Raw genomic sequence first — 26,550 nt, 5'->3', positions numbered from 1 at the left:
CCCCTATTGTTACCCCGTGGTAGCGGATTGTCCCGCCCATGACGCGCCAGGTCGGCCGCCGCGCAGCAGGGCCTCGATCACCTGGGCCACCCCGTCCTCCTCGAACGGCGGGGCCGTGCGGCCCACGGCCCGCGCGACCGCGGGGTGCCCGCTCGCCATGGCGTAGCCGTGGGCGGCCCACGTGAGCATCTCGAGGTCGTTGGGCATGTCGCCGAAGGCCATCACCTCGTGCGGGCGGATGCCGCGCTCGGCCGCGTACTGCTCGAGGGTGCGCGCCTTGGTGAGCCCCTTCTGCCCCATCTCCACGAGCGGGGCCGCCGCCACGGAGTGCGTCACGGACAGCCTGCCGGCCACGAGCTCGGCGAGCGCCCGGAAGTACTCCTGCGGCTCGGCGGTGTCCAGCTTGGCCAGGAACTTCACCAGCCCCTGGTCCTCCGGCAGCCGGTCCCGCAGCGCCCCGACCAGGGGGGCGCCGACCTCCATCCGGTCGGTCCTGGCCCACCCGTGGTCCGTGAAGACCCCCTCGAGGGTCTCCGCCGCGAACAGCGTGCCGGGGTGCCGGGCCGCGACCTCGTCCATGACCGCGAAGGCGTCCCGGGCCGGGAACAGGCTCGACTCCACGACCAGGTCGGCGCTGAGGTCGTAGACCACCGCCCCGTTCGAGCAGATGACCACGCCCTCGTGGCCGAGCTGCTCACGCAGCGGGTCGAGCCAGCGCATGGGCCGGCCCGTCACGAACACCACGTGGATGCCGCTGTCCTGGGCGGCGCGGATCGCGTCGACGGTGCGCGGGCGGAAGCGGAAGTCGTGCCCCAGGACGGTGCCGTCGAGGTCGCTGGCGATCATCCGGATCGGCGCCGTCCCGGGGACCTCCGGATCAGGGCTCACGGGTGTTCTGCCACCTAGGCCTCGTGCGTCCCGGTGAGGCAGGCGCGGGCGATCCCGGAGCTGAAGAGCTGGAAGTTGACGACGGCGGGGCTGGCGCTCTCGTCGACCTCGATCTGCTCCTCGCCCACCGCGGTCACGCACACGATGTAGCGGTGCGGCCCGTGGCCGGGGGGCGGGGCGGCGCCCACGTACTCGTCGGTGCCGCCGTCGTTGCGGTGCTTGACCGCCCCGGCCGGAGGGTCGGACGCCGCGCCGCGCGCGAGGGAGGTGACGTCGGCGGGGATGTTGGACAGGCACCAGTGCCAGAAGCCGCTGGGGGTGGGGGCGTCCGGGTCGAAGACCGTGACCACGTAGCTCTTCGTGCCCTCCGGGGCCCCGGACCAGCTCAGCTGCGGGGACACGTCCTGGCCGCCGGCGCCCATGATGCCCGAGAGCTGGGCCGGGGCGAGCGGGCCGCCGTCGGAGATGTCCTCGGAGGTGAGGGTGAAGCTCGGCAGGTCGGGCAGGTCGGCGTACGGGTCGCGCTCGGGCACGGGCTCTCCTTGGACGGGACGGGACGGGTGGGGTCGGGGCGGGTCAGGGCGCGGGCAGCTCGTCCTTGCGGGGCAGGTCCGCGCCGGCGCGGGAGACCGTGACGCCGGCCGCCGCGGCGGCGTAGCGCAGCAGCTCGCCGACCTGCTGCTCGTCCAGGTTGTCGATCCGCTCGCGGGCCGGCGCGCCCGTGTAGCCGTGGTCGGTGAGCCAGCCGAGCAGCGCGGCCATGAAGGAGTCCCCGGCCCCCACGGTGTCCACGACCGTGGTGCGGGCGGCGGGCACCTCCACCCCGCGCGGCCCGGTGGCGCGGGTGCGGGCCCAGGGCCCCAGGGGCCCGCGGGTGACGACGACGAGCTCCGCGCCGGCCTTGAGCCAGGCGCCCGCGCTCTCCTCGACGCTGCGGTGGGGGTACAGCCACAGGAGGTCCTCGTCCGAGGCCTTCACGACGTCGGCGAGGGCCACGAGCTGCTCGGCCCGGGCCCGGGCGTCCGAGGAGTCCGGGATGATGGACGGCCGGCAGTTGGGGTCGTAGGAGATCAGGGCCGAGCGGTGGGCCTGCTCCACGGCGTGCAGGACCTTCGAGGCGCCGGGCTCGAGCATCGCCCCGATCGACCCGACGTGCAGCAGGGAGGTGTCCCGGAGCAGCTCGGCCAGCTGCTCGTCCGAGAGGTCCAGGGACCAGTCGAGCTGGAAGTCGTAGGTCGCGGCGCCGTCCTCCCCGATGACGGCCTCGGCCACGGAGGTGGGCCGCGTGTCGGCGTCGAAGGGCAGGAGCACGCCGTTGTCCCGCAGGTGCGCCTCGACCTGCGTGCCGTACTCGTCCTCGCCGTAGCGGCCGAGGAACTGGACCTCGTGGCCGAGCCGGGCCAGGCCCACGGCCACGTTCATGGGGCTTCCCCCGGCGTGCGCGCGGGGCTCCTGGCCGCGCTTCGAGACCACGTCCACGAGCGCCTCACCGATGACCGTCAGCATGCTCTCACGGTAGCACCCGCCGGCCCCGCCGCCCCCGGCACCGGACCGGCCCGCCGGGCCCGTAACGGGAGCCCTTCCCGCCCCCGGTGCCCCTAGAATGGAGGGCGGCGTCCTGCGCGAACCGCAGCGGCGCGCACCCGACCGCGCAACGAGGCGCGGCACGTCACGGCCGGACACGATGACGTCCCCGGCCGAGGAAGAGAGTCATTCTTGAGCACTCCTGAAAGCTGGGCCGACCGCGAGTCGCTCGCCGAGGGCATCGTCCCCCTGGTCGGACGCCTGCACCGTGAGAACAAGGTCGTGCCGACGGTCTACGGCCGCTCCCTGGTGCACAAGTCCGTCACCCAGATCATCAAGGCGCACCGCTTCGCCCGCCGGATCGACGGCGAGGAGCTGCCCCTCGAGGACACGACCCGCCTGCTCGAGGCCATGTCCGGGCTGAACCTCGGCACCTGCGCGGTGGACCTCGGCAAGCTCAACCGGCTCGCCCAGGAGTCGGACCAGGACCTCGAGTTGTTCCTGCGCGAGGAGCTCGCCCCCGTGGTGGACCGCAGGGCCCAGAACTCCCCGGAGTCCCAGGACGTGGTGCTCTACGGGTTCGGCCGCATCGGCCGCCTGCTCGCCCGCATCCTCATCAACCGCAACGACGGCACCGGCCTGAACCTGCGCGCCGTCGTGGTGCGCAAGAAGCCGGGCAACGACCTGGTCAAGCGCGCCTCCCTCCTGCGCCGCGACTCGGTGCACGGGAAGTTCGACGGGACCATCCACGTCGACGAGGAGAACGACGTCATCACGGCCAACGGGGTGGCCATCAAGTTCATCTACGCGAACGACCCCACCGAGATCGACTACACCGCCTACGGGATCGACAACGCGATCGTCGTGGACAACACGGGCGTGTGGCGCGACGAGGCCGGGCTCTCGAAGCACCTGCAGGCCAAGGGCGTGGCCAAGGTGCTGCTCACCGCACCGGGCAAGGGCGACCTGAAGAACATCGTGTGCGGGGTCAACGACGACGTCATCACCGCGGAGGACACCATCCTGTCCGCCGCGTCCTGCACCACCAACGCGATCACCCCGGTCGTGAAGGTCCTGCACGACAAGTACGGCATCGCGCAGGGCCACGTGGAGACGGTCCACTCCTACACCAACGACCAGAACCTCATCGACAACTGGCACAAGGGCGACCGCCGGGGCCGCTCCGCCGCCCTCAACATGGTCATCACCGAGACCGGCGCCGCGAAGGCCGTGGCCAAGGCCCTGCCGGAGATGGCCGGCAAGCTGACGGGCAACGCGATCCGCGTCCCCACCCCGGACGTGTCCATGGCCATCCTCAACCTGCAGCTCGAGCAGGCCCCGGAGTCCGAGGACGCGGTCAACCAGTACCTGAAGGACATCTCGCTGAACTCGTCCCTGCGCAAGCAGATCGACTACACCGACTCCCCCGAGATCGTGTCCACCGACTTCGTGGGCTCCCGCCGCGCGGGCGTCGTCGACGGTCTCGCGACGATCGTCAACGGGAGCTCGCTGGTGCTCTACGTCTGGTACGACAACGAGTTCGGCTACTCCTGCCAGGTCGTGCGGGTGCTCGCCCGGATGGCCGACATCGCGATGCCGCAGTTCCCGGCCGAGCGGGTCGCGGTCGGCACGGCGTCGATCCCCGGCTGAGCCGCCCCTCGCCGGCAGCGAACCGTCCGCGCCGAGGGGTCGCCACCGAACGGAACGACCGACTCGCACCGTTCAGTGGCGACCCCCCGCGCAGCAGGTCGAGCAGACGGCGTCCCTCGAACGGCGGCGCGGCGGGTCAGGCGGTGTAGAAGGCCCCCGCGACCGCCCCGAGGGCGGCGACGTCGTCCACGTGGCACAGCTCCCGGGCCGAGTGCATCGACAGCAGGCCGATGCCGACGTCGATCGTGCGCACCCCCAGCCGGGCCGCGGTGATGGGCCCGATGGTGGACCCGCACGGCACCCGGTTGTTGGAGACGAACTCCTGGTAGCCCACACCGGCGCGCGCGCAGGCCTCGGCCCAGATCCCGGCGCCCACGGCGTCCGTGGCGTAGTGCTGGTCCGCGTTGATCTTCAGCAGCGGCCCCGCCCCCGGCACCGGCCGGTTCACGGGGTCGTGGTGGCCCTGGTAGTTGGGGTGCACCAGGTGCCCGGCGTCGGCGGACAGGCACACGGACCCGGCCAGGGAGCGCCGGTGCTCGGCGGCGGAGCGGCCCAGGCCCTCACCGATGCGCACCAGCACGTCCTCGAGGAACGGTCCCGCGGCGCCGGAGCGGGTGCGGGAGCCGATCTCCTCGTGGTCGAACGCGGCGAGCACCGCGATGTGCCGGCCCTGCTCGACCGCCTCGGCCTCGCGGGCGAGCGCGCTCAGCCCGGCGTGCACGGAGGACAGGTTGTCCAGCCGCCCGGAGGCGAACAGCGTCCCGCCCTGCCCGAACACGGCGGGGGGCTGGGCGTCCGCCAGCACCACGTCGTAGCCGACGATGCGGGCCGGGTCCACGGGCCCGCCGTCCGCGTGCTCGGCCAGCAGCGCGAGGACGTCCGCGTCCTCCGGCTGCCCCACTCCCCAGATCGGCTGCACGTGCTGCTGGCGGTCGAGCTGCAGGCCCTTGTTGGCCTCGCGGTCCAGGTGGATGGCGAGCTGCGGGATGCGGGCCACGGGGCCGGTGGCGGTCAGGTGCTCCACCGGGGCGCCGTCCGTCCCGCGGACCACGAGCCGGCCCGCCAGGCGCAGCTCGCGGTCCAGCCACGAGTTCAGCAACGCCCCGCCGTAGGTCTCGACCCCGGCCTGGTGCCAGGTGTGGGCCGTGGTGGTGGGCCTCGGCTTGAGCTTGAAGCCCGGCGAGTCGGTGTGCGCGCCGAGGATCCGGAACCCCGCCGCGGGCGGGACCTCCGCCGGGGTGGCCCACGCGATGACAGCCCCGTCGCGGAGCACGTAGCGCCGCCCGCGGACGCCGGTCCGGGCCCAGTCCTCCGTCTCGTCGAGGCGGACGAAGCCCACCTCCTCCAGCCGGGCGGCGGCGGCGTGCGCGGCGTGGAAGGAGCTCGGCGACTCCATCACGTAGCGGCCGAGGTCCTCGACGGCGGACCGGGGGTCGACTGCGGTGCGGGGTTCCATGCCGTCAGTCTACGAAAGGTGCTGGGGCGCGCGTCCGGGCGCCTGTCCCGCCCAGTGGCCGGGACAGGCGGGCGGGCCGGGGCACACCCAGGCTCCGGGCCCACGGCCCTCCCCACCGGGTCCGGGGCCGGCCGCGAGGAGGAGGGCCGGCCCCGGCGGGTGCACGGTCCGGGTCACCTCCACGCCGCGCCGGCGCGCACCGCGGACCACGAGCCACGCGAAGAGCAGCTGCAGGCCCGCCGAGAGGGCGAGGGCCACCCAGGACGACTCCTCGGCGTCCGGGTCGGCCAGGCCGAGCGCGCCGAAGAGCGTGGCGATGACGTTGTTGACCACGTGCAGGGCGATCGCCGCCTCGAGCCCGCCGGTGCGCCAGGTCAGCCAGCCGGCGACGACCGCCATGACCGCGACCGCCAGCAGCCCCCAGGCGTCGTACAGGTGCCCGAACGTGAACAGGGGCACCGGCAGCAGGATCGCGAACACGGGCCGGCGCAGCCACCGTCCCACGGTCTGCAGCAGGTAGCCCCGGAAGACGAGCTCCTCCGCCGCGCACTGCAGCGGGACCACCAGCACGATCATGGCGATCAGCCACCAGAAGCCCTCCACCGGCTGCGGGGCGGTCAGCGAGCCGAGCAGCGCGTACTCCACGAGGAGGGCGGCCGCCTGGCCCACCGCGTAGACCGCCAGGGCCACGAGGAGGCACCGGCCGAGGAGGCCCCAGCGCAGCCGTCCCGTCACCGACAGCAGCAGCCCGAGGGGCCGGGGGCCCGTGATGGCCCGGGCCGCGAGGAGCGCCGGGATCATGAGGACCAGGGAGAAGAACAGCATGAAGAAGATCGCCGGGTCCATCATGTCCAGCTCCGTGCCCCCGAGGAAGACCTCGTCCAGGGCCTCCTCGCCGCGCACGGCCACGAGCCCCACGGCCCACACGATGCCGAACACGATGGCCAGCACCCCGTAGAAGGCGCCGAAGAGCAGCAGCTCCACGAGCGGCTTCCACCACCGGTGGTCGGGGTCGGCGTGGCCGAGCCGGTGGTACGGCAGGAGCCGGGGCCCGGGGCCCGAGGGGTCGTCGTCGAGGGATCCCTGCCTCCAGGGGGCGGCGCGCGTGGTCATGCCTCCCACGGTATCCGCAGCCGGTCCCTTCCGGACACGCGACAGTTCGGGGGCGCCCCGTCGTGGCGCCCGCCGGTCAGGGCAGGTCGCTGCGGTAGCGCAGGCCCATCTGCCGGCGCGCGTCGTCGAGCAGCTCCAGCACCAACACGGTGTCCGCGAGCGGCATGCGCGGGCTCTCGGTCAGGCCGGCCTGGAGGCACCGGTTCACCTCCCGCAGCTCGTGGGCGAAGCCGTGCCCGGCGGCCCGGAAGCGCTCGGTCCGCGGCGCGGCTCCCCCGGACCGGACCACGAGCTCACCGGGGTGGTACAGGGGCGCCCCGGTGCGCAGCCAGCCGTCCGTCCCGCTGATGGTCACCGTGCCCGGGCAGTCCGTCTCGATGGACGTGGTGAGGTGGGCGTGCGCCCCGTCCGCCCAGGTGAGGGTCAGGCCGTTGTGCAGGTCCACGCCGTCCTCGTTGAGGACGCCGTGGGCCGTGAGGCCGGCCGGTGCGCCGAGCGCCGCGAGCGCCCAGGTGAGCGGGTACACGGCGAGGTCCAGCAGGGCCCCTCCGCCCGCCGCGGGATCCCAGAGCCGGGACCCGGGGTCGTACGGAACCGGGGCGCCGAGGTCCGCCTGGAGCCAGCGGACCCGGCCGATCTCGCCGGAACGGACGATGTCGAGGGCGCGCCCGAAGCTCGGCAGGAAGCGCGTCCACACCGCCTCCATGAGGAACAGCCCGCGCGCCCGGGCGAGCTCCCGCAGCTCCCCCGCCTCCCGGGCGTTCATGGTCAGCGGCTTCTCGCAGAGCACGTGCTTGCCGGCCTCGAGGGCCGCGCGGGCCACCGCGTGGTGCTGGGCGTGGGGCGTGGCGACGTAGACGACCTCCACGGCGGGGTCCGCGACGAGGCGCTCCCAGCCGGTGGTGCCGTCGTGGTCGTGGTGGCTCCGGGCCGCGCCGAAGCGCTCGGCGAACGCCTCGGCGGAGGACCGGGAGCGGGAGCTGACGGCCGAGAGCACGGCGTCGTCGAGCAGCGCCAGGTCCTGGACCACGCGGCCGGCGATCGACCCGGTGGCGACGACGCCCCAGTGCACGGGACGGCCGGTCGCCGTCGCGGGGTCGTCGCCCGCCACCGGGGCGGGGAGGGCTGGAGGGTGCATGGTGGCCTTTCGGGGAGGATCCGGGGACGCCGACGACGGCGCCGGGGCGTCGCCCGGCTCGGGGCGGGAAGGACTAGACGGAGTCCCGGAGCACGAGCGAGGTCGACATGATGGTCACCCGGTCCGTCGGCCGGCCCTCGATCATGTCGACGAGGGTCTCGGCCATCTTCCGGCCGAGCTCGACGATCGGGTGGTTCACCGTGGTCAGCGCCGGGGTCACCGACGTCGCGAAGGAGTCGTCGTCGAAGCCCACCACGGCGATGTCCTCCGGGATGCGCAGGCCGCGGCCCTGGATCACGGAGTACGCCCCGGCCGCCATCTGGTCGTTCGCGGCGAACACGGCGTCGACCGGCCGGCCGCGGTCCAGCAGCCGCTGCATGGCCCGGGCCCCCGAGGCGAGCGTGAAGTCGCCCACCTCCACCAGCTGGTCGTCCAGCCCGGCCTCCCGCACCGCGGTCCGCCAGCCCGCCAGCCGGTCGATGCCCGGGGGCATGTCCTGCGGCCCGGCGATGGTCGCGATGCTCCGCCGCCCGCTCGCGGTGAGCAGCCGGGTGGCGCTGCAGGCAGCGGCCTCGTTCTCGACCTCCACGTAGTAGGCGTCCTCGGCGCCGACGAGCGGGCGACCCGCGAACACCATGGGCAGCGACCCCGAGAGGTGGGTCCACGAGTGGTCGCCGCTGTGGTGCGAGACCACCAGGGCACCGTCCACGTTGCCGCCGAGCAGGAAGCTGCGGGTCTTCTCGGGCTTCGCCTCGGACGCGATGACCATGTTCAGGGTGAAGTCGGTGTCCGTCAGGTACATCGCGATGCCCTGGACCACGGTCGTGAAGAACGGGTCCGCGAACACCTTGGACGTGGACTCCGGGATGATCAGGGCGACCGAGTTGGCCCGTCGCTTCGCCAGCGAACGCGCCGCCCGGTTCGGGGTGTAGTCGAGGGCCTCGATGGCCTTCCGCACCGACTGCGCCAGCTCGGGGTCGACGCTGGGCGAGTCGTTCACCACCCGGGACACGGTCGCCCGCGAGACCCCGGCCAGCGCGGCCACCATCTCGAGCGTCGGCACGGGCCGGGGGCCGCCTGCGCGCTGCGTCATGATCATCTCCGGTGCTCTCGGCGGGTGGGCTGGCATCAATGCTAGGCGCCCGTGGACGGGGCCACCGGCGTGCGGTCCGCGGCGGCGGCGATGACCCCGGCGTAGGCGCGACCGCTGTCCTTGACCGTGCGCTCGAACGTCCCGTAGTCCACCCGGACCACGCCGAAGCGCTTGCCGTAGCCCCACGACCACTCGAAGTTGTCCAGCAGCGACCACACGAAGTAGCCGCGGACGTCCGCGCCCTGGTCGATGGCCTCCCCCACGGCCGCGATGTGGCCGAGGACGAACTCGGTGCGCTCCGTGTCGTGGACGGCGCCGTCGTCGCTGACGACGTCGTCGTAGGCGGCGCCGTTCTCGGTGACGTACAGGGGCGGGAGCGCGGGGTACTCCTCGCCCAGGCGCACCAGGAGCTTCCGCAGCCCGTCCGGGTTCACCTCCCAGTCCATCGCCGTGCGCGGCAGGCCGCGGCTCGGGAACGCGATGTCCTCGGAGCCGATCCAGCACGAGGACGTGGGGCGGCTGGCGCCGCCGGAGTGGCCGTCGCCGCCGGAGGACTCCGGGTGCCCGCTGATGAGGTCGTCGTGGTAGTGGTTCACGCCGAGGAAGTCGAGGGGCGCCCCGATGGTCGCGAGGTCACCGTCCCGGACGAGATCGCGGAGGCCGAACCGGTCCAGGTCCGCGAGGGTGTCCTCGGGGTACGCGCCGCGCAGGATGGGGTCCAGGAAGAGGCGGTTCTGCAGGGAGTCGAACCGCCGGGCCGCGTCGAGGTCCACCGGGTCCGAGGGGTCTCGGGGGATCGAGTTGCTGAGGTTGAGGGTGATGCCCAGGTGCTCGGCACCGCGGGACCGCAGGTGCTCGACCGCGAGGCCGTGGGCCAGGTGCTGGTGGTGCACGGCGGCGACGGCGGCCCGGGGGTCCTGCCGGCCGGGCGCGTGGACCCCGGCCGCGTAGCCGAGCAGCGACGAGCAGAAGGGCTCGTTGAACGTGGTCCAGTGCCGCACCCGGTCGCCGAGCACCGAGTGCACGTCGTCGGCGTACTCGACGAAACGGTGCGCGGTGTCCCGGTGGGCCCACCCGCCCTTCTCCTCGAGCGCCTGCGGCAGGTCCCAGTGGTACAGGGTCAGCCAGGGCAGGATGCCGGCCTCGAGCAGCTCGTCGACCAGGCGGGAGTAGAAGTCCAGGCCCTCGGGGTTCGGGGCCCGGTCACCGGGACGCACCCGCGCCCAGCTCGTGGAGAAGCGGTAGGAGCCGAGCCCGAGCTCCTTCATGATCCGCACGTCCTCGGGCATCCGGTGGTAGTGCTGCACGGCGTCCTCCAGGGTGTCGCCGTTGGCCACGGCGCCCGGCAGACGGGCGAAGGCGTCCCAGACGGAGTCCTCCTTGCCGCCCTCGTGCCCGGCGCCCTCCACCTGGGCCGCGGCGGTGGCCGAGCCCCAGAGGAAGCCCTCGGGCCAGCTGCGGTGGTGCACGGCTGCGTCTTCTGCGTTGTTCGGCATTAGCCCTTCACTGCTCCTTGCATGATTCCGGAAATGAGTTGTCTGCCCGCGACGGCGAAGAGCGCCAGGAGGGGAAGCGTGGCCATGACGGCGCCGGCGAGGACGATCGAGTAGTCCACGTAGCGGGCCGACTGCAGCTGGCTCAGCGCCGTCTGCAGGGTGGGGTTGCTCGCGTCGAGGACGAGCAGCGGCCACAGGAAGTCGGTCCACGCCGTCATGAAGGTGAACAGGCCGAGGATGGCCATGGCCGGGCGGGCCGCGGGGAGCGCGACGTGCCAGAAGGTGGAGATCATCGACGCCCCGTCCATCCGGGCCGACTCGATGAGCTCGTCGGGGATGACGTCCACGAGGTACTGGCGCATGAAGAACACGCCGAACGCCGTGACGAGGGTGGGCACGACGACCGCCCCGATCTCGCCGGTCCAGCCGAGCTCGCGCATGAGCATGAACAGCGGGATGATGCCGAGCTGCGTGGGGATGGCCATGGTCGCGACGACCGCGACCATGAGGCCGTCGCGCCCCTTGAACCGCAGCTTGGCGAACGCGTACCCGGCGAGGGTGGAGAACGTGACCACCGAGACGGTGATGATCCCCGAGATGAGCACGCTGTTGCCGAGGGCCAGCCAGAAGGGGATGGTGTCGAAGACCTCGCCCACGTTCGTCCAGAAGTTGCCGCCCGGCAGCAGCGGCGGCCAGGTGCGGCCGAGGGCCTCGTTGGAGCGGCTGCCGATGATCACCGACCACCACAGCGGATAGGCGCTGGCCAGGAAGAACGCGGACAGCAGGCCGTAGGTGAGGAAGCCGGGGCGGTGCCCGTCCCCGAAGATCCGCCGGCGCACGGGCACCGCCCGCGGCCGCCGCGTCCTGGTCCTCGTTGGTGCGCCGGTGACGGTCATCGTGTCCTCCTCGTGGTCGTCGGTGCTGCGGCCGCCCGTGGCGCGCCGGTGCCGGTGTTCGCCGCCGCGTCGGGGACGACGGCGTCCACCGCACGCGGCCTCCGCCGCCGACCGGCCCCGCGCCCGGTCCTGCGCGGCGGCCTCCCCCCGTCGGACGCCGTCGCGATGCGGCGCGAGACCAGGTAGTTGACCAGGCCGAAGAGCAGGATGAGGAGGAAGAGCAGCCAGGCGATGGTCGCGGCCTTGCCGAAGTTCTGCCGCTGGAAGGCCATCTCCCAGAGGTAGAGGACCGTGGTCTGGAACTGGCGCTGCGTGCCGCCCGCAGCCACGGGGTCGAAGAGCCTAGGCTCCGTGAAGATCTGGAGGCCGCCGATGGTGGTCGTGATGACCACGAACACCATCGTGGGACGGATGCTCGGCAGGGTGATGCTGAAGAACCGGCGGAGAGGGCCCGCGCCGTCGATCGCGCCGGCGTCGTACAGGTCACGGGGCACCGCCTGCATCGCCGCGAGCAGGATCAGCGCGTTGTAGCCGGTCCAGCGCCAGTTGACCATGGCGGAGATGGCGATGTGGCTGGGCAGCGTCTCGTTCTTCCACAGGATCGGGTCGACCCCGAAGCTGCCGAGGATGTTGTTGATGAGCCCGTACTGCTCGCCGAACATGTTCGTGAAGATCATGGCCACGGCCACCGGGGTGACCACGTAGGGCAGCAGCACGCTCATCTGCCACAGCGTCCTGGCGCGCAGGTTCTGGTCCAGGACCGCCGCGATCAGCACCGCGGCCGCCAGCTGCGGGATGCTCGAGAGCAGGAAGATGCTCACCGTGTTGAACAGCGAGTTCCAGAAGAACCGGTCCCGCAGCACCTCGGTGAAGTTGCCCAGCCCCACGAACTCGCCCCGGCCGGTGAGCAGGTGCCAGTCGAAGAGCGAGACGAAGAACGTGTACCCGAGCGGGAAGAGCCCCACCACTCCGAAGAGGACGAAGAAGGGCGCGATGTACAGGTAGGGGGAGGCTTTCAGGTCCAGGACGATGAGCCGCTGTCTGCGGGTCGGCCTGGGCGGACTCGGCGCCGGCGCGGCGGGCGCCGCGGCGGCGGGGCGGTGGGCTGTCGTGGTCATGAGGGTCTCGCGCTTCCGTGAGGGGGCCTCCGGCGGATTCCGGAGGCCCCGTGGCCGGGTCCTGCTAGTTGTTGACGACCAGGTCGTCGAGAAGCGCGAGGGCCTCGTCCCAGGCCTCGTCGGCCGTGGCGGTCCCGGCGTCGAGGCGCTTCAGCGGCGGCAGGAAGACGTTCTCCTGGATCACGGAGTCGTGCGGGCCCTTGAACTGGGCGACGACCCCCTCGGCGCGGGACGCGAGGATCACCCCGGTGGGTGCGTCGTTGAACACGGGGTTCGGTTCGGCGTCCTCGACCAGCTTCTCCTGGGCCTCGATGGTGCTGGGGAAGTTGTTCGCCTTGGCCGACTGCTTGACCTGCTGCTCGGGCGCGGTGAGCCAGGCCGCGAGCTTCGCTGCCTCCTCCGGGTGCTCGGAGGTCTCCGGGACGGAGAGGAACGCGCCGCCCCAGTTGGAGGCGCCGCCCGGGAAGACGTCGGCGAAGTCCCACCCGCTGCCCTCGCCGCCGCCGGCGGACTCGAGCTGGCCCTCGATGGTGCCGAGCATCCAGCCGGGGCAGACGAAGGTCGCGAAGGAGCCGTCCACGAAGGCCTGGCCGTTGCCCCAGTCGAACTGGGTCTGGTTGGCGGAGAGGCCGTCCAGCGTGCCCGCGGCGAGCAGGTCGAAGCGCTCGCGCAGCTGCTCGTTGCCCTCCACGTTCAGCTCGCCGTCGGCGGTGTAGTAGCCCTCGTCGAGCTGGTTGACCATCGAGTTCCACACGAAGCCGGACTGGTCGTACCAGGCCTTGCCCGTGGTCTCCTGGTACTCGCGGCCGAGCTCGAAGTAGGTCTCCCAGGTGGCGTCGTCGCCGCCGAAGAGCTCCGCGACCTCCTCGCGGTCGCTGGGCAGACCGGCCTCCTCGAAGAGCTTTCCGTTGTAGCAGAGGCCCTGGGGACCGATGTCGGTGCCGTACCCGATGACGCGGCCCTCCGGGTCGGTCCCCTGCTCGAACTTCCACGGCACCCAGTTGTCCTTGATGTCGGCCGCGCCGTGCTCGTTGAGGTCCACGAACTGGTCGGAGACCTCCATGATCGAGCCGAGCCAGCCCTCCTCGATGGCGGTGACGTCGCTGAGCCCGGACCCGGCGGCGATCTTGGTGAAGGCGTCCGTGCGCGCGTTCGAGCCGCGGTCGATGTTCGTGGCCTTGATGGTCACGCCCGGGTTCAGCTCCTCGTACTCGCCGTAGAGGTCGTCGTAGCCGAAGGTCCCGAAGGTGGTGACGGTGAGTTCGACGGGGTTGTCGGCGCTGGCCGGCTCGCCTCCGCCCCCGCCGCACCCCGTGGCGACGGCTGCCAGTGCCGCCGCACCCGCCAGGGCTGTCGTTCGCTTGAGTCGCGTGTGTCCCACGGTCACTCCTTGTGTGAAGGGCTGGAGAGGAGCTGCTCTTGAGAGAGCGCTCTCTCTGCTGTGCCTCGACTGTATGTGCCGTGGCTCACACCGTCAAGAGAGCGCTCTCTCAGATCTCGGAGAAGTCGCTCCGCGTCGTGCGGCGAGGACGGGACGGGCCCGTCCGCGACGCGTCAGCGGGCGTAGCGGTCCACGAAGGCGGCGAGGATCCTCTCGGGCTCGGTCACGGGCGGCCCCGTGCGGATCCGGTCCTTGACGTCCTCGGCCTCGGCCGGCGGGAAGTACCCGTGCTCCTTGTACGCCTCGATCCGGCGGAGCAGGGCGGGGGCGTCGAGCTCGGGATGGAACTGGGTCGCGTAGAGGTTCTGCTTGATCCGGAACATCTGGACGGGGCAGTCCGCGCCGGTCGCGAGCAGGACGGCTGCGGGCGCCAGGGTGCGCGTGCCCTCCTTGTGCCCCACGAACCCGTGGAACGCCGGCGGGAACTCCCGGAGCAGCGGGTCCCGCAGCCCCTCCTCGGTCAGGGTGACCTCGATGACGCCGATCTCCTCGCCGCGGGTGCGGTCCACGATCCCGCCCTGGTGCGTGCCCAGGGTGCCGACGCCGTAGCAGGCGCCGAGGAACGGGAAGTCCCGGGCGACCACCTCGTCGAGCAGGTCCCGCATCTCGGACTCGGCCCGCCGCTGCACCTCCGACTTCAGCTGCGGCGGGTCGGAGGAGTTGAACGGGGACCCGCCGATGACGACCCCGGAGTAGCGCTCGAGGTCGATTGGCGGCATGGGCCCCGCCTCCAGCCGGACCCGGTGGAGGTGGCTCTCCTGCAGGCCGCTGAAGCGGCAGATGGTCTCGTACTCCTCGTCCGCGACGTCGTCCTCGGCGCGGGTGGCGAGCAGCAGGAAGGGCTTCATGACCCCATCGTAGCCAGCGGCGGGGGCTCCCCCCGCCCGCTCAGGGGACCAGGCGCTCCCGGTGCGCGTAGGCGTTGAAGGAGGTGCCGCGGCTGAAGCCGAGCAGGGTGACCCCCGTCTGCTCCGCGAGGTCCACGGCGAGGGCCGAGGGCGCCGAGACGGCCGCGAGCGCCGGGACGCCGGCCATGTACGCCTTCTGCACCAGCTCGAACGAGGCGCGGCCCGAGACCTGGAGCACGGTGGAGCCCAGGGGCAGGAGGTTCTCGCGCAGGGCCCAGCCCACCACCTTGTCCACGGCGTTGTGCCGCCCCACGTCCTCCCGCACGCACAGCAGCTCGGGCTCGCCGGCACCGTCGCCGTCGGGGCCGTCCGGGAAGCGGAAGAGCCCCGCGGCGTGGACGCCGCCGGTCGTGGCGAACAGCTTCTGCCCGGTGCGCAGCCGGTCCGGCAGGGCGAGCAGCGCGGGCACGGGGAGCCCGGTCCGGTCCGCGGCGGGGTCGAACGAGGAGACCTTGGTGACGGCCTCGATGGACGCCGTGCCGCAGACCCCGCAGGACGACGACGTGTAGACGTGCCGCTCCATGGAGGTGTCCGGCAGGGCGACCCCCGGCGCGAGCCGCACCTCCACCACGTTGTAGGTCCGCTGCCCGTCCGGACCGATGCCGCTGCGGTAGTCCATCTGCACGATCTCGGCCGGCGCGCGCACCACGCCCTCGGAGACGAGGAACCCGGCCACGAGGTCGAAGTCGTGACCCGGGGTGCGCATCGTGACGGTGAACGGCCTGCCGTCAAGCCGGATCTCCAGGGGCTCCTCACCGGCCAGGGTGTCCGCGCGTCCAGCCCCGCCGCCGTCGGCGGTGTACCGGTGCACGCGGCGCCGCTGGGAAGCTCGGGTCATGGCGGTCCTCCGGTCCCGGCTCCACCGGGTGGGAGCCCTCCCCCGGCATCCTATGGGCGCGGCCCGTGGCGGCCGAAGCAGCCGCATTACCGAACAGTAACGTCGGGCGAAGTGGGGACAGGCAACTTCTGTTCTTATTCATAGACTTTTGTCTAGAGTTGACGTGTCAAGGGAATTCGGCGGCAGGGCTGCCGGCGGATCCCCCGGGCGATCCACTGCGGTTCCACGGGCCGGCGCGCCGAGGCGCGGCCGTCGCAGCGGGCACCCCGTCCCCCGTGATCCGGGGGGACCGGGTGCACGCCGCCTCCGCGGACACCCCACCGGATGCCCGGCACCACACGCGCACCGATCCCGCGCGGCCTCTCCTCTCACCCCTCTCTCGCTCGAAGGCGGAACCATGAACACTGCAGCGCAGACCCCCCTGTCCGAGTCCACCGCGAAGGCCGGCCGGAACCGGCGCGCCGGCAAGGCCGTCCTGGCCGGCGCCGTGGCCGTCGGCCTCCTCGCCGCCGGCGGCGGGACCTTCGCCAAGTGGTCCGAGGAGCAGGCCATTGCTTCCGCCGACAGCATCACGGCCGGTGAGCTCTCGATGAAGAACACCACGGTGTCCTGGACGGATGGCGCCGGGAAGGACATCAACCCGGCCGTCTACAAGATCGTCCCCGGCGACACCGTCCAGCTCCACGCCTCCACCACGGTGATCGCGGAGGGCGCCAACCTGCAGGGGTCCCTCGAGCTGCAGCTCCCCGCACAGCTGCAGCAGGAGATCGACACGCTCGAGAAGGCCGGCTACGTGTCCTACGACGTGACGCTGGCCAGCGACGAGAAGTCGGCCCAGAACTCGTTCCCGGTCACCAAGGACGACAACGGGGACACCGTGACGGCCGTCGCCACGTTCACCTGGAAGGCGGACATGACCACCGGCAGCGCCGGCGAGAAGGTGGCCAAGTCGCTGAACGGCACCAAGCTCGTCCTCGCCCAGAAGTGACCGTCCGGGGCCGACCGGCCCCACGGTGCCCCGGTGCGGCGACGACGCCGCACCGGGGCGCACTGCCCCTCGCACCCCGGCTCACTCCGTCTCACCCCCAGAGGCCCCCATGACGCGCACTCCCCGCTCCCGCCCCTCGACCGCCGGCCGCGCCCTCGCCGCCGCCGCGGCCGCGCTCCTGGCACTGACCCTGCTGGGCAACAGCCTCGGAACGGCCGCCCGCTGGTCCGACACGGCACCGCTCGAGACGCAGGCCGTCAGCACCGGCGCCCTCGACGTGGCGCTGGAGCCCGCGCGGGCGACCCTCCACCGCACCGACGTCGATCCCACGACCGGTGCCCTCCGGCGCGGATCCACCGACCTCACCGGAGCGGCGGACGCCCTGTCCGCACTGGCCCCCGGCGACACGGTCGTCGTCACGACCCGCGCGGTCCTCGACGTCGAGGGCGCGAACATCGCCGCGACCCTCACGGTCGATCCCGGCGTGCCGGCCGGCGGCGCGGTCGTCCCCCGCGTCGAGCTGGTGTCGGTCTCCGGCGCGCCGCCGCAGCCCGGGCCGTCCTCCTGGACGGTGACCTCGGCCCACGACGGCGCGGTCTACGACGTCACCGTCTCCTACGAGGTGTCCCCGGACCCCGCCGCCCAGGGCACGACCGTCACGCCGGGCCCGCTCACGGTCGCCCTCACCCAGCACTGACCCCCCTCCCCCAGGAGCTCCCATGAGCCAGTACCGCACTCCCACGGCCTACGTGCTCGGCGTCCTCGTCCTGCTCGCCGTCATCGTGCTCACGACCCCGAACGGCGGGACCCACGCCCGCTGGTCCGCCACCGCCCTCGCCGAGGTGCCCACCATGACCACGGGCCGGATCGGCTTCGAGATCACCGCGGTCGAGGGCGCCGGAGGCGCCGCGACCCTGACCAGCACGTCCGGCTTCGACGTCCGGTACCGGCCGGTGCAGGTCTCCCTGGTGGACTCCGCCGGGCGGTCCGTGGCCGCGCCGGCGGGCATGCGCTTCGCGTACCACACCGGCGCGGCCTGCGACGACGGCGCGGCGCCGGCCGAGTGGACCGCCACCGCACCCGGAGGATCCGCCCCGGCCCGCGTCGACGTCGGGACGCGGGCGTCCCTGGAGCACGACCGGCCTGCCGGGCTGTGCCTGACCGTCTCGACCGACGCCGTCGCCGAGGACGCGCTCCGTTCGCTCGACGGGCAGGTGCTGCAGGTCGTCACCGTGGTGGAGGCCAGCACCCTCGGGGCCGGCACCTGGTCGACGACCCGCTCCTGGACGGCGCCGTTCACCATTGACGTCCCGGACGCGACGGCACCGCTGCGGCTGCGGTGCGCCCCGGTCTCCGGCGACACCAAGTCCGTGCGCCTGAGCTGGACCGGCGGCCCGGCCCAGGTCTCGACGTGGGAGCTGTACGCACACCGCCAGGGCACCCCGGAGCCGCAGTCCCCCGTCACGACCACCGACGGCCGCGTGACAGGCGTGAGCCTCAGCCGCGATCTCCTCACGGCGGGTACGAGCCAGGCCAACGGCAGCTACACCGTGTGGGTCCAGCCCGGCTCCGCCGGAACCCCGTCGACCGGTGATCGGTCGTCCTCGATCAAGGTCGGTCTGCAGGGCATCAACCTCAACTGTGAAGGACTCCCGTCATGACCACCGTGCTCCGCAAGACCCTCCACCCGCTGCTCGTGCTCGCCCTGGCCGCGGTGGCCGCGCTGCTGCTCGCCGTCGTCGTCCTCCCGCTCGCGCTCGGCTGGGTGCCCCTGACGGTGCTCTCCGGCTCGATGGAGCCGACCGTCCCGACCGGCAGCCAGGTCGTGATCGCCCCGCTCGAGGGCGAGGACGACGCCGCGGGACTGAGCACCGGGGACGTCGTGACGTTCATGCCCCGTCCGGACGACCCGACCCTCGTGACCCACCGGATCGTGGGCGTCGCGGTGGACGGCGAGGGGCGGCGCAGCTTCACGACCCAGGGCGACGCCAACGCCGCCCCGGACGCGGAGCCGGTCACCGCCACCCAGCTGCGCGGCCTGGTGAAGTACCACGTGCCCTGGGCCGGCTACGCCGCCACCCTCCTGGACGCGGAGCAGAAGCGCAGCGGGATCGTGCTGGTCGCCGCGGCGCTGTTCGGCTACGCGCTGTGGCAGCTCGTGGGCGCCGTCCGGGACCGCGCCCGGCCCACGGACGAGAGCGCGGACGAGAGCGCGGACGAGAGCACGGACGCGGACAGGGACGCGGAGCGGGACCACGGCGCCGGCGGCGTGGCGGAGCAGTTCCCGGCCGGGGAGCAGGCGTCCCCGGCGGAGGCCCCGACGGAGGCGCTGCCGCTGGTGCCCGCCGCCGCCGGCCGCTGAGCGGCGCAGCGCTCGCCCGGGGGCCGGGGCGGCCTGCCGGACCGTCGACGCCGGGCGAGCCGCCGTTGCCGGTCCCCGGCGGCGGGGCCATGATGGGGACCATGACCGAGACCCCGCTCACGCACGTCGACGAGAACTGGCAGCGCGCCCTGGTGGTGGTGGCGCACCCGGACGACATGGAGTTCGGCGCCGCCGCGGCCGTGGCCCGCTGGACCGGACAGGGCAAGGACGTGGTGTACTGCCTCGTCACCAGCGGCGAGGCCGGCATCGACGGCCTCGAGCCGCAGCAGTGCGGTCCGCTGCGGGAGGCGGAGCAGCGGGAGTCCTGCCGGGTCGTGGGCGTGGAGCAGGTGGAGTTCCTGCACCTGCCGGACGGGGTGCTCGAGTACGGGGTGGCGCTGCGGCGCCGGATCGCGGAGGTGGTCCGCCGGCACCGCCCGGACGTGGTCATCACCAACAACTTCCGCGACACCTGGGACGGCGCCACCAACCTGAACCAGGCCGACCACATCGCCACGGGCCGGGCCACCCTGGACGCCGTGCGGGACGCCGGCAACCGGTGGGTCTTCCCGGAGCAGGTCGAGGCGGGCCTGCAGCCGTGGCCCGACGTGCTGGCGGTATGGGCGGCGGCCTCGCCCGACTCCCGGCACGCGGCGGACGTCACGGAGACCTTCGACGCCGGCGTGGAGTCCCTGCGCGCGCACGGCGCCTACCTCGAGGGCCTGGGCTGGACCGACTTCGACCCGGACGCCTTCCTGCGGGGCAACGCCGCCGCCGTGGGCGAGCGGCTCGGGGTGCCGCTCGCGAGCTCCTTCGAGGTGCTCCCCCTGCGGTGGGGCGGCACGGAGGACTGAGCCCGGCTCCGCCGGCGCGGAGCGCTCAGGCCGGCTCGGGCTCCCGGAGGACCAGGAGCACCAGCAGCACGGCGAGGACCACGAGGGCCGCCACGAAACCGACGGTCCCGGCCCAGCCGGTGACCGTGTAGAAGACCCCGCCGGCCGTGCCCAGCACGGACGAGCCCGCGTAGTAGAAGAGCGTGTAGAGGGACGAGGCCTGCGCCTTGCCGGTGCGGGAGCGCACCGGGACCCACCCGGACGCCACGGCGTGCGCGGCGAAGAAGCCCGCGGTGAACAGCAGCAGCCCCACGACGATCACGGGGATCGACGGGACCAGCGTGGCCAGCAGCCCGGCGAGCATCACGGTCCCGCTGCTCGCGAGGACCACCCGGCGCCCGTGGGCCGCCGCGATCCGGCCGGCCGTCCCGGAGGACCAGGTGCCCGAGAGGTAGGCGAGGAACAGGAGGCTCACCACGGTCTGGGACACCCCGAACGGCTCCTCGCCGAGGTGGAAGCCCAGGTAGTTGTAGATCGCCACGAACCCGCCCATGAGCAGAAAGCCCTGCAGGTAGAGCACCAGCAGACCGCGGTCCGCCAGATTCGCCCCCAGCCGCCCGAGCAGCCCGGCCGGCCCGGTGAGCCGGACGGTCTGGCGCACGAACCCGCGCTGGCGCGGGGCGATGAGGACGAAGACCACGGCGGCGATCGCGGCGAGCACGCTCACGGTGATCGTGCCGGTCCGCCAGCCGAACGCGTCGCCCACGGGTGCGGCGATGATGCGCCCGGCGAGGCCGCCCAGGCTGGTGCCCGCCACGTAGGTGCCGGCGGCCACGGCGGCGTGCCGGCGGTCGAGCTCCTCCGCGAGGTAGGCCATGGCCACGGCGGGGATCCCGCCCAGGGCGATGCCCTCCGCGAAGCGCAGCGCCACCACGGCCTCGAAGCTCGGCGCCAGGGGCATGACGAGCCCCAGGACCGTGGCGGAGACGACGGCCATGACCATGGTCCGCAGCCGGCCCCACCGGTCGGAGACCACGGACCACGGCAGGACGCCCACGGCGAGGCCGAAGGTCGCGGCGGAGACGCCCAGGGAGGCCCGCGCGGCGTCGATCCCGAGGTCCGCGGCCAGGAGGGGCAGCACGCCCTGCACGGAGTAGAGCTGGGCGAACGTCGCCACGCCGGCGCACAGCAGCGCCAGCAGCACCCGGCGGTAGCCCCGGCTGCCGCGGTCGTAGCCGGTCCAGCCGCCGGGCTCAGCCAAGACCGGCCCCGCGGTTCTCCCGGGCCCCGGCCCGCAGCCCGGTGACCACCCACAGGCCCAGGAGCAGGAACAGGGCGAGATAGGGCAGCGCGGCCACGGCGTCGATCGCCGGCCCGGGGACCCCCACCGGCCTCAGCCACGCGTCCCAGCGGATCGGCCCGACGTACAGGCCCACCAGCGCGACCCCGCCCAGCACCAGGGCGAGCCGGCGCGGACCGTCCCGGAGGAACGCCGGCCACGCCTCGACCCACAGCGCCGTGCACACGAGCCCCCACCACACGTGGTGGTGGGACCAGGTGACCGGGGACAGGTAGAGCATGAGGAGGGCGTTGACCGCCACCACGGAGAGGATCATCCCCCGGGCGGCGAGGACCCGGATCAGCAGGGCGACGCCCACGACCGCGGCGAGGAGCAGGACCCCGCGCAGCAGGGGCTCCGGCTCCCCGGGGACGCCGAGGTGGAGGAGCACCCCCTGCAGCGAGGTGTTGTCGACGTACGCGGTGTCGCCGACGCGCTCGTCGCTGAGCACGGCCTCGGTCCAGAACACGACCGCGTCCCGCGGCAGCGCCAGGAACCCGATCAGCACGGTCGCGGCGAAGGTGAGGCCCATCGTGAGGATCGGCCGCAGCTGTCCGCGCACGAGGAACACCAGCCCGAACGCGAGGGGGGTCAGCTTGATGCCGGCGGCCAGGCCGATCCAGAACCCGCGCGGGATCCGGCCCAGCAGGGTGTCGTCGCGGGTGCGCAGCAGGTCGTAGAGCACCAGGGCCATGAGCAGCGCGTTGATCTGCCCGAGACCCACGTTGCGCATCCACGGCCCCGACCACAGCAGCACGGCGGTGCCGGCGGCCACGGCGGTGGCGGGGCCCAGCAGGGCCTGCAGGGGCAGCGGCCGGCCGCGGGCGGCCGCCCGGCGCAGGAGCACGGCCGAGAGGACCGCGGCGACGCCCATCGAGGCGAGACCCAGGGCGAGCTCGGTGAGCCGTTCGGGGAGGAAGGCGAGCGGCACGAACAGCAGCGCCGCGAACGGGGGGTAGGTGAACGGCAGCCCGCCGTCGCCGTCCGGGCTGAGCCCGGGGCCGTAGAGCTCGTCGTCGAAGCCGTGCCGGTCCACCACGGCCATCCCGCCGAGCCGGTAGACGTCCAGGTCGATGCTGCTGTCGAGGACCAGCCACACGGACCGCACCAGCACGCCCGCCAGCAGCAGCCACACCAGGCCGGTCAGCGCCGTCGAACGTCCGGTGCGGGACGCGACTGCGGCGGACGGAACGCTCACCAGGGCCTCAGTTCTCGGGTCGGTGCGTGCCGGAGCGGACGCAGGCGGAGGTTGCGGCCCCCACTCTAAGCCCGCCCGGCCCCGTCTCCCGTCCCGGTCGGCCCGGGGCCGGGACCGACCGCCCGGGAACACGGCATGATGGACCCTGACACGTCGGAGACACCGCGACGGCACGGACCCCGGGCACCGGGACCGCGTGCCTGCCGCGAGCACCGGAGGAGAACCATGACGGAGCACCAGACGGGCGGCCCGGCGGGGGCGTCCCCGCACGAGCTGCTGCTCGAGAGCGAGGACATCGCGTCCTTCCTCGACGCCCTCTCGGGCCGCATCGCCCAGGCCCTGTCCACCGACGGGGACGAGGTGTGGTGCGCGGTCACCCTGCTCCGGCCGAAGCGGTCCTCCACCGTGGCCTCCTCGAGCCCCGCGGCCGAGGCCCTGGACGAGATCCAGTACCACTACGGTGACGGGCCGTGCCTCACGGCGTCCCGCGAGAACCGGCTGGTCCACGTCCCGGACACCCGTTCCGATCCCCGGTGGCCCGAGTACGGCCGGGCCGCCGCCGCCCACGGCATCCTCTCCGCCCTGGGGGTGCCCCTGGACCTCGCCGGCGAGGCCTCGGCGGCCCTGGACGTCTACGCCGACCGTCCGCACAAGTTCGACCGGGCGACCATCGAGGTCATCCAGCGCGAGGTGGCCTCCGCCTCCAGCGCGCTGCGCCTGGCCGTGCGGATGGAGAAGCACCGGGACGCCGAGGCGGACCTGAAGGCGGCCATGGCCTCGCGCACCACCATCGATCTCGCCGTGGGCATCGTCATGGGCCAGAACCGCTGCACCCAGGAGCAGGCCTTCGACATCCTCCGGTCCGCCTCCAGCCACCGCAACGTCAAGCTGCGCGACCTGGCCGCGGAGCTGGTCGCCACCGTCGGACAGGGCCCGGCCACCACCCACTTCGACCGCTGAGGGCCCCTCCGGCGGGCACTGCTCCGCTCCCGCGGAGGGACCGGGGCCGCGTGCGTGCGGGAGCGGCTACCCCTTCCGCCACTCGTCGCTCGTCAGGTGCGAGCCCGCCTGCGGTCCCATCTGCACCATGCCGCCGTCGACGACCCAGGACGCCCCGGTGACGTAGGCGGAGGCCGGGGACGCGAGGAACGCGATGACCGCGGCGCCCTCGCGGGCGTCCCCGGGCCGGCCCAGCGGCACGCCGGGACGGTGGGCGGCCCTCGGGTTCTCGTCCTCCTGCCCCGTCATGGGGGTGGCGATCTCCCCCGGGGCCACCGAGTTCGCGGTGATCCCGTGCTCCCCCAGCTCGAGCGCGATGGTCTTCACGAGTCCTCCGAGGCCGTGCTTGGCGGCGTCGTAGGCGCTCGAGCCGACCCGGGGCACGTGCTCGTGGACGCTCGTGACGGCGATCAGCCGCCCGCCCCGCCCGGCGGCCACCAGATGCCGCGCCGCCGCCTGGAGGCACACGAACGCGCCGTCGAGATCGGTGGCGAGCACCTTGCGCCACGTGCCCAGGGACGTCTCCAGGAACGGGACGTTCGCCCCCGTGCCCGAGTTGTGCACGAACACGTCCAGGCCGCCCAGGCCCTCTACGAGGCCGTCGACGACGGCGCCGCAGCGCTCCAGCTCCGTGGTGTCCAGCCGCGCCACCACGGCCCGGCGGTCGTAGGACCGGACCTCCTCCGCCGTCCGCTCGGCACCCTCCTCGTCCCGGTGCCAGGTGATCCCCACGTCCATGCCGGCCGCCGCGAGCGCCACGGCGGTCGCACGCCCGATGCCGGAGTCGGAGCCGGTCACCACGGCCGTGCGGGGCTCGAAGTCGGGAGCGTGCTCCATGGTCGTCGCCTTCCCTCCGTGCAGAGCGCGGACCGCCGTGCGGGACGGCCCGGGGGCACCAGCCTATTCCCGGCGGTGACGCGGCGCACACCCCCCGGCCGGAGCCGTTGCGGACCGCGACCGAGGAGAGGAAGCTCTTGAGCAAGCTGATGGTCGGAGACGAGGAGAGCGTCATGGCACACCAGGACCCGTCAGGATCGACCGTCCCGGAGGATCCCCGGGAGCGCGGAAAGGACCGGCCGGGCGCCTCCACCCCGCGGGGGCGGCGGCAGGAGGTGGTCGCCGCGGAGAAGCGGGAGTTCGGGGGCGTGAAGTTCGGCTCCGCGTTCTTCGGCTGGATGACCGCCACGGGCATCGCCGTGCTGCTCACCGCCCTGCTCGGTGCGATCGGCGCGGGCGTGGGGGTGGCGACCAGCTCGGACCCGGGCGAGATCGCGGAGCAGGTGGCGCAGGACGCCGGCACCGTGGGCCTCGTCAGCGGCATCGCCCTGGCCCTGGTCCTCTTCGTCGCCTACTTCGCCGGGGGCTACGTGGCCGGGCGGATGGCCCGGTTCGACGGCGCGAAGCAGGGGGTGGCCGTGTGGGTGTGGGCGGTCCTCATCGCGATCGTCCTGGCGGTCCTGGGCGCGGTGGCGGGCGAGCAGTTCAACGTGCTGCGCGAGCTCAACAGCTTCCCCCGCATCCCCATCGGCGAGGGCGCCCTGACCACGGGCGGCATCATCGCCCTGGTGGTCGCCGTCCTGATCCCGCTGCTCGCGGCGGTCCTCGGCGGCCTGGCCGGGATGCGCTTCCACCGGAAGGTGGACCAGGCCGGCATCGACCACCAGTACCGCTCGCACTTCTAGGACCGCTTCCGGGACCGGGGCGGGTCAGAACTCGAGGACGAGCCGCCCCCGCACGCCCCCGGCCTCGAGCCGGCGGTGCGCCTCGGCGGCGTCCGCGGCGGGCAGGACGGCGGCCACGCGCAGGGAGAGCACCCCCTCCTCCACGTACCGGCGCAGCCGGTCCAGCTTCGCGCCCGAGTGGTACTCCTGGGGCACGCTGATCCGGTGCACGGTGATCCCCCGGCCCGGGTCCCCCGTCCAGTGCCGCACGGTCGCGAACCCTCCGCCGTCCCGGACGGCAGGGGCCGCCTTCTCGCTCAGCACGGCGGCGTCCACGAGGGCGTCGACCCCGTCGGGGAAGAACTCCCGGATCCGCTCGGCGACGTCGTCCCCGCGCGCCACCACGTGGTCGGCGCCGAGACTGTCGACGAGCTCCAGATCCTGCTCCGCGGCGTCCGCGATCACGGTGAGGCCCTCGTGCTTGGCGAGCTCCACCACGTAGTTGCCGAGGGTCCCGGCGGCCCCGGTGACGGCCAGGGTCTGCTCGGGCTGGAGGTCCAGCACCTCGAGGACCTGCAGGGCCGTGAGCCCGTTCATGGGCAGCGTGGCGGCCGTGGCGAAGTCCGTGTCCGCCGGGAGGCGGGCGATCGAGTCGTCGGGGGCGACCAGGAGCTCCGCGTAGGCGCCCCCGTGCTCCCCGCGCGGCAGGGCGATGGCCATGACCGCGTCCCCCACCCGCCAGGCGCTGCCCTCCCCCACCTCGTCGACGACCCCGGCCGCGTCCATCCCCGGCACGTACGGCGGCCGCAGGTGCTCCACGGGCTGACCGCCCGCGCGCAGCAGGGTGTCCGTGGGGCTGACGGCGGCCGCCCTGACCCGGATCCGCACCTCTCCGGGGCCGGGGTGGGGGTCCGGCACCTCGTGGACGGCGAGGACCTCGGGCCCTCCGAACGTCTCGACTCCGATGACTCGCATGCCCGTTCCAACCCCGGGGCGCCCGCACCCATTCCGGCTCCGCACCGATGCCGTTCCGATGCCGTTCCGATGCCGTCCTGACATGCGGGCGAGGATCCCGTCACACCGTTGCGGCCCCGCCGGTCCGGGGCCATGCTGAGGGCGGGTCCCGCCGCACCACGAAGGGGAGCACCATGGCACCGACAGACTTCATCACCCTTCCCGTCTCGGACCTGGAGCGATCGAAACGGTTCTACTCCTGTCTCGGCTGGCGGCTGCACCCCGCGTTCGAGGGCACCGGCGCCGGGACCGTCGAGATCCGCGAGGACGAGCACGTCATGGTCCTGAGCGAGGACCGCCACCTGCGCCTGGTGGGGCCCGGGACCCCCGGCACCCCGGCCGACGCCTCCGTGGTCAACGCGCTCAGCGTCGACTCCCCGGACGAGATCGACGTCATCGTCGACCGCGCCGTCCGCGCCGGCGGGACGGAGGGCGACGCCCAGGACTACGGCTTCCTGCGCTCGCGCTGCTTCCGGGACCCCGACGGCCACCAGTGGGAGATCCTGTGGGTCGATCCCGCGGCGGCCTCCGTCCGCGCCGCCCGCCGGCGGTGACCGCGGGCACGGCGGAGCCCGGTCACCACGGGTGACCGGGCTC

General features: G+C 73.4%; 26 protein-coding genes. 9 read left to right on the top strand and 17 right to left on the bottom strand.

Annotation, left to right across the window (positions count from 1 at the left end):
- Nucleotides 1-9: 9 nt before the first annotated feature.
- From CK505_RS10680 to CK505_RS10670, 3 genes are read right to left on the bottom strand one after another with little or no spacing between them, the layout of a single operon-like run.
- On the bottom strand, nucleotides 10-888 hold the full coding sequence (locus CK505_RS10680; RefSeq protein ID WP_229587237.1) for an HAD family hydrolase: 879 nt from the start codon (nucleotides 886-888) through the stop codon (nucleotides 10-12).
- 14 nt (nucleotides 889-902) lie between these two features.
- Nucleotides 903-1,421 (bottom strand): YbhB/YbcL family Raf kinase inhibitor-like protein, encoded by a 519-nt coding sequence (locus CK505_RS10675; protein ID WP_017832091.1) that lies wholly within the window; start codon nucleotides 1,419-1,421, stop codon nucleotides 903-905.
- Between the two features lie 43 nt (nucleotides 1,422-1,464).
- Nucleotides 1,465-2,394 carry a carbohydrate kinase gene (locus tag CK505_RS10670; RefSeq protein WP_035925929.1) on the bottom strand — a complete coding sequence of 310 codons (930 nt, stop codon included), beginning with the start codon at nucleotides 2,392-2,394 and terminating at the stop codon, nucleotides 1,465-1,467.
- A gap of 210 nt (nucleotides 2,395-2,604) precedes the next feature.
- Here CK505_RS10670 and CK505_RS10665 point away from each other — a divergent pair, with 210 nt between their 5' ends.
- Complete coding sequence (locus CK505_RS10665; RefSeq protein ID WP_095651048.1) at nucleotides 2,605-4,062, top strand: glyceraldehyde-3-phosphate dehydrogenase; 1,458 nt, start codon at nucleotides 2,605-2,607, stop codon at nucleotides 4,060-4,062.
- 136 nt (nucleotides 4,063-4,198) lie between these two features.
- On the opposite strand, the gene CK505_RS10660 is transcribed toward CK505_RS10665, so the two are convergent.
- The 10 genes from CK505_RS10660 to fdhD all read right to left on the bottom strand — a co-directional run bounded on the left by CK505_RS10660 (nucleotide 4,199) and on the right by fdhD (nucleotide 15,559).
- Nucleotides 4,199-5,518, bottom strand: a complete 1,320-nt coding sequence (locus CK505_RS10660) for a M18 family aminopeptidase (protein ID WP_095651047.1) — start codon at nucleotides 5,516-5,518, stop codon at nucleotides 4,199-4,201.
- 9 nt (nucleotides 5,519-5,527) lie between these two features.
- Nucleotides 5,528-6,631, bottom strand: coding sequence for a CPBP family intramembrane glutamic endopeptidase (locus CK505_RS10655; RefSeq protein ID WP_095651046.1), 1,104 nt, complete (start codon nucleotides 6,629-6,631; stop codon nucleotides 5,528-5,530).
- 76 nt (nucleotides 6,632-6,707) lie between these two features.
- Nucleotides 6,708-7,769 (bottom strand): Gfo/Idh/MocA family protein, encoded by a 1,062-nt coding sequence (locus CK505_RS10650; protein ID WP_255250934.1) that lies wholly within the window; start codon nucleotides 7,767-7,769, stop codon nucleotides 6,708-6,710.
- 73 nt (nucleotides 7,770-7,842) lie between these two features.
- Entirely contained in the window at nucleotides 7,843-8,862 is a 1,020-nt protein-coding gene (locus CK505_RS10645; protein ID WP_095651044.1) for a LacI family DNA-binding transcriptional regulator, read from the bottom strand.
- Nucleotides 8,863-8,903: 41 nt separating this feature from the next.
- The gene (locus CK505_RS10640; protein ID WP_095651043.1) at nucleotides 8,904-10,358 is read right to left on the bottom strand and encodes a GH1 family beta-glucosidase; all 1,455 of its coding nucleotides are present in this window, start codon (nucleotides 10,356-10,358) and stop codon (nucleotides 8,904-8,906) included.
- Nucleotides 10,358-11,254: a carbohydrate ABC transporter permease gene (locus tag CK505_RS10635; protein WP_017832099.1), complete on the bottom strand. Its 897-nt coding sequence runs from the start codon at nucleotides 11,252-11,254 to the stop codon at nucleotides 10,358-10,360. The genes CK505_RS10640 and CK505_RS10635 overlap by 1 nt, the downstream gene beginning before the upstream one ends.
- Nucleotides 11,251-12,372, bottom strand: coding sequence for a carbohydrate ABC transporter permease (locus tag CK505_RS10630; RefSeq protein ID WP_095651042.1), 1,122 nt, complete (start codon nucleotides 12,370-12,372; stop codon nucleotides 11,251-11,253). Before CK505_RS10630 ends, CK505_RS10635 begins: the two co-directional genes overlap by 4 nt.
- Nucleotides 12,373-12,436: 64 nt before the next feature.
- Nucleotides 12,437-13,753 carry an ABC transporter substrate-binding protein gene (locus CK505_RS10625; protein WP_017832101.1) on the bottom strand — a complete coding sequence of 439 codons (1,317 nt, stop codon included), beginning with the start codon at nucleotides 13,751-13,753 and terminating at the stop codon, nucleotides 12,437-12,439.
- 173 nt (nucleotides 13,754-13,926) lie between these two features.
- Nucleotides 13,927-14,661, bottom strand: coding sequence for a glutamine amidotransferase (locus CK505_RS10620; protein WP_017832102.1), 735 nt, complete (start codon nucleotides 14,659-14,661; stop codon nucleotides 13,927-13,929).
- A gap of 40 nt (nucleotides 14,662-14,701) precedes the next feature.
- Nucleotides 14,702-15,559 (bottom strand): formate dehydrogenase accessory sulfurtransferase FdhD, encoded by an 858-nt coding sequence (gene fdhD / locus CK505_RS10615; RefSeq protein ID WP_095651041.1) that lies wholly within the window; start codon nucleotides 15,557-15,559, stop codon nucleotides 14,702-14,704.
- A 397-nt stretch (nucleotides 15,560-15,956) separates the two neighbouring features.
- On the opposite strand from fdhD, the gene CK505_RS10610 reads away from it, so the two are divergent.
- From CK505_RS10610 to CK505_RS10590, 5 genes are all read left to right on the top strand, one after another.
- On the top strand, nucleotides 15,957-16,547 hold the full coding sequence (locus tag CK505_RS10610) for an alternate-type signal peptide domain-containing protein (RefSeq protein WP_095651040.1): 591 nt from the start codon (nucleotides 15,957-15,959) through the stop codon (nucleotides 16,545-16,547).
- A 109-nt stretch (nucleotides 16,548-16,656) separates the two neighbouring features.
- A complete protein-coding gene (locus CK505_RS10605) occupies nucleotides 16,657-17,244 on the top strand; it encodes a hypothetical protein (RefSeq protein WP_095651039.1) in 588 nt (195 codons plus the stop codon).
- 22 nt (nucleotides 17,245-17,266) lie between these two features.
- On the top strand, nucleotides 17,267-18,208 hold the full coding sequence (locus CK505_RS10600; protein ID WP_095651038.1) for a hypothetical protein: 942 nt from the start codon (nucleotides 17,267-17,269) through the stop codon (nucleotides 18,206-18,208).
- Complete coding sequence (locus CK505_RS10595) at nucleotides 18,205-18,909, top strand: signal peptidase I (RefSeq protein WP_095651037.1); 705 nt, start codon at nucleotides 18,205-18,207, stop codon at nucleotides 18,907-18,909. The genes CK505_RS10600 and CK505_RS10595 overlap by 4 nt, the downstream gene beginning before the upstream one ends.
- Before the next feature lie 101 nt (nucleotides 18,910-19,010).
- The gene (locus CK505_RS10590; protein WP_017832108.1) at nucleotides 19,011-19,763 is read left to right on the top strand and encodes a PIG-L deacetylase family protein; all 753 of its coding nucleotides are present in this window, start codon (nucleotides 19,011-19,013) and stop codon (nucleotides 19,761-19,763) included.
- Nucleotides 19,764-19,788: 25 nt separating this feature from the next.
- Here CK505_RS10590 and CK505_RS10585 read toward each other — a convergent pair whose 3' ends face one another.
- Together CK505_RS10585 and CK505_RS10580 are read right to left on the bottom strand one after the other, a co-directional pair.
- The gene (locus tag CK505_RS10585; RefSeq protein WP_095651036.1) at nucleotides 19,789-21,003 is read right to left on the bottom strand and encodes an MFS transporter; all 1,215 of its coding nucleotides are present in this window, start codon (nucleotides 21,001-21,003) and stop codon (nucleotides 19,789-19,791) included.
- The gene (locus tag CK505_RS10580; protein ID WP_095651035.1) at nucleotides 20,996-22,279 is read right to left on the bottom strand and encodes a glycosyltransferase 87 family protein; all 1,284 of its coding nucleotides are present in this window, start codon (nucleotides 22,277-22,279) and stop codon (nucleotides 20,996-20,998) included. Before CK505_RS10580 ends, CK505_RS10585 begins: the two co-directional genes overlap by 8 nt.
- Before the next feature lie 225 nt (nucleotides 22,280-22,504).
- On the opposite strand from CK505_RS10580, the gene CK505_RS10575 reads away from it, so the two are divergent.
- Nucleotides 22,505-23,239 (top strand): GAF and ANTAR domain-containing protein, encoded by a 735-nt coding sequence (locus tag CK505_RS10575; RefSeq protein WP_017832111.1) that lies wholly within the window; start codon nucleotides 22,505-22,507, stop codon nucleotides 23,237-23,239.
- 66 nt (nucleotides 23,240-23,305) lie between these two features.
- Here CK505_RS10575 and CK505_RS10570 read toward each other — a convergent pair whose 3' ends face one another.
- Entirely contained in the window at nucleotides 23,306-24,115 is an 810-nt protein-coding gene (locus CK505_RS10570) for an SDR family oxidoreductase (protein ID WP_095651034.1), read from the bottom strand.
- Nucleotides 24,116-24,288: 173 nt separating this feature from the next.
- On the opposite strand from CK505_RS10570, the gene CK505_RS10565 reads away from it, so the two are divergent.
- On the top strand, nucleotides 24,289-24,960 hold the full coding sequence (locus CK505_RS10565; protein ID WP_241482847.1) for a hypothetical protein: 672 nt from the start codon (nucleotides 24,289-24,291) through the stop codon (nucleotides 24,958-24,960).
- 24 nt (nucleotides 24,961-24,984) lie between these two features.
- Here CK505_RS10565 and CK505_RS10560 read toward each other — a convergent pair whose 3' ends face one another.
- Nucleotides 24,985-25,914 (bottom strand): NADP-dependent oxidoreductase, encoded by a 930-nt coding sequence (locus CK505_RS10560; RefSeq protein ID WP_017832114.1) that lies wholly within the window; start codon nucleotides 25,912-25,914, stop codon nucleotides 24,985-24,987.
- Nucleotides 25,915-26,087: 173 nt separating this feature from the next.
- On the opposite strand from CK505_RS10560, the gene CK505_RS10555 reads away from it, so the two are divergent.
- The gene (locus CK505_RS10555; protein WP_035925887.1) at nucleotides 26,088-26,507 is read left to right on the top strand and encodes a VOC family protein; all 420 of its coding nucleotides are present in this window, start codon (nucleotides 26,088-26,090) and stop codon (nucleotides 26,505-26,507) included.
- Nucleotides 26,508-26,550: the final 43 nt, after the last annotated feature.

The sequence above is a fragment of the Kocuria sp. WN036 genome, assembly GCF_002287015.1.
Lineage (GTDB): Bacteria > Actinomycetota > Actinomycetes > Actinomycetales > Micrococcaceae > Kocuria > Kocuria rosea.
This window is presented reverse-complemented; position numbering and strand designations above follow the sequence as displayed.

Excerpts from the sequence above, each read along its gene's own strand:
- CK505_RS10670 (WP_035925929.1), bottom strand. The coding sequence starts at position 2,394 with ATGCTGACGGTCATCGGTGAGGCGCTCGTGGACGTGGTCTCGAAGCGC.
- CK505_RS10660 (WP_095651047.1), bottom strand. The coding sequence starts at position 5,518 with ATGGAACCCCGCACCGCAGTCGACCCCCGGTCCGCCGTCGAGGACCTC.
- CK505_RS10655 (WP_095651046.1), bottom strand. The coding sequence starts at position 6,631 with ATGACCACGCGCGCCGCCCCCTGGAGGCAGGGATCCCTCGACGACGAC.
- CK505_RS10650 (WP_255250934.1), bottom strand. The coding sequence starts at position 7,769 with ATGCACCCTCCAGCCCTCCCCGCCCCGGTGGCGGGCGACGACCCCGCG.
- CK505_RS10645 (WP_095651044.1), bottom strand. The coding sequence starts at position 8,862 with ATGACGCAGCGCGCAGGCGGCCCCCGGCCCGTGCCGACGCTCGAGATG.
- CK505_RS10640 (WP_095651043.1), bottom strand. The coding sequence starts at position 10,358 with ATGCCGAACAACGCAGAAGACGCAGCCGTGCACCACCGCAGCTGGCCC.
- CK505_RS10635 (WP_017832099.1), bottom strand. The coding sequence starts at position 11,254 with ATGACCGTCACCGGCGCACCAACGAGGACCAGGACGCGGCGGCCGCGG.
- CK505_RS10630 (WP_095651042.1), bottom strand. The coding sequence starts at position 12,372 with ATGACCACGACAGCCCACCGCCCCGCCGCCGCGGCGCCCGCCGCGCCG.
- CK505_RS10620 (WP_017832102.1), bottom strand. The coding sequence starts at position 14,661 with ATGAAGCCCTTCCTGCTGCTCGCCACCCGCGCCGAGGACGACGTCGCG.
- fdhD (WP_095651041.1), bottom strand. The coding sequence starts at position 15,559 with ATGACCCGAGCTTCCCAGCGGCGCCGCGTGCACCGGTACACCGCCGAC.
- CK505_RS10610 (WP_095651040.1), top strand. The coding sequence starts at position 15,957 with ATGAACACTGCAGCGCAGACCCCCCTGTCCGAGTCCACCGCGAAGGCC.
- CK505_RS10605 (WP_095651039.1), top strand. The coding sequence starts at position 16,657 with ATGACGCGCACTCCCCGCTCCCGCCCCTCGACCGCCGGCCGCGCCCTC.
- CK505_RS10600 (WP_095651038.1), top strand. The coding sequence starts at position 17,267 with ATGAGCCAGTACCGCACTCCCACGGCCTACGTGCTCGGCGTCCTCGTC.
- CK505_RS10595 (WP_095651037.1), top strand. The coding sequence starts at position 18,205 with ATGACCACCGTGCTCCGCAAGACCCTCCACCCGCTGCTCGTGCTCGCC.
- CK505_RS10590 (WP_017832108.1), top strand. The coding sequence starts at position 19,011 with ATGACCGAGACCCCGCTCACGCACGTCGACGAGAACTGGCAGCGCGCC.
- CK505_RS10575 (WP_017832111.1), top strand. The coding sequence starts at position 22,505 with ATGACGGAGCACCAGACGGGCGGCCCGGCGGGGGCGTCCCCGCACGAG.
- CK505_RS10570 (WP_095651034.1), bottom strand. The coding sequence starts at position 24,115 with ATGGAGCACGCTCCCGACTTCGAGCCCCGCACGGCCGTGGTGACCGGC.
- CK505_RS10565 (WP_241482847.1), top strand. The coding sequence starts at position 24,289 with ATGGCACACCAGGACCCGTCAGGATCGACCGTCCCGGAGGATCCCCGG.
- CK505_RS10560 (WP_017832114.1), bottom strand. The coding sequence starts at position 25,914 with ATGCGAGTCATCGGAGTCGAGACGTTCGGAGGGCCCGAGGTCCTCGCC.
- CK505_RS10555 (WP_035925887.1), top strand. The coding sequence starts at position 26,088 with ATGGCACCGACAGACTTCATCACCCTTCCCGTCTCGGACCTGGAGCGA.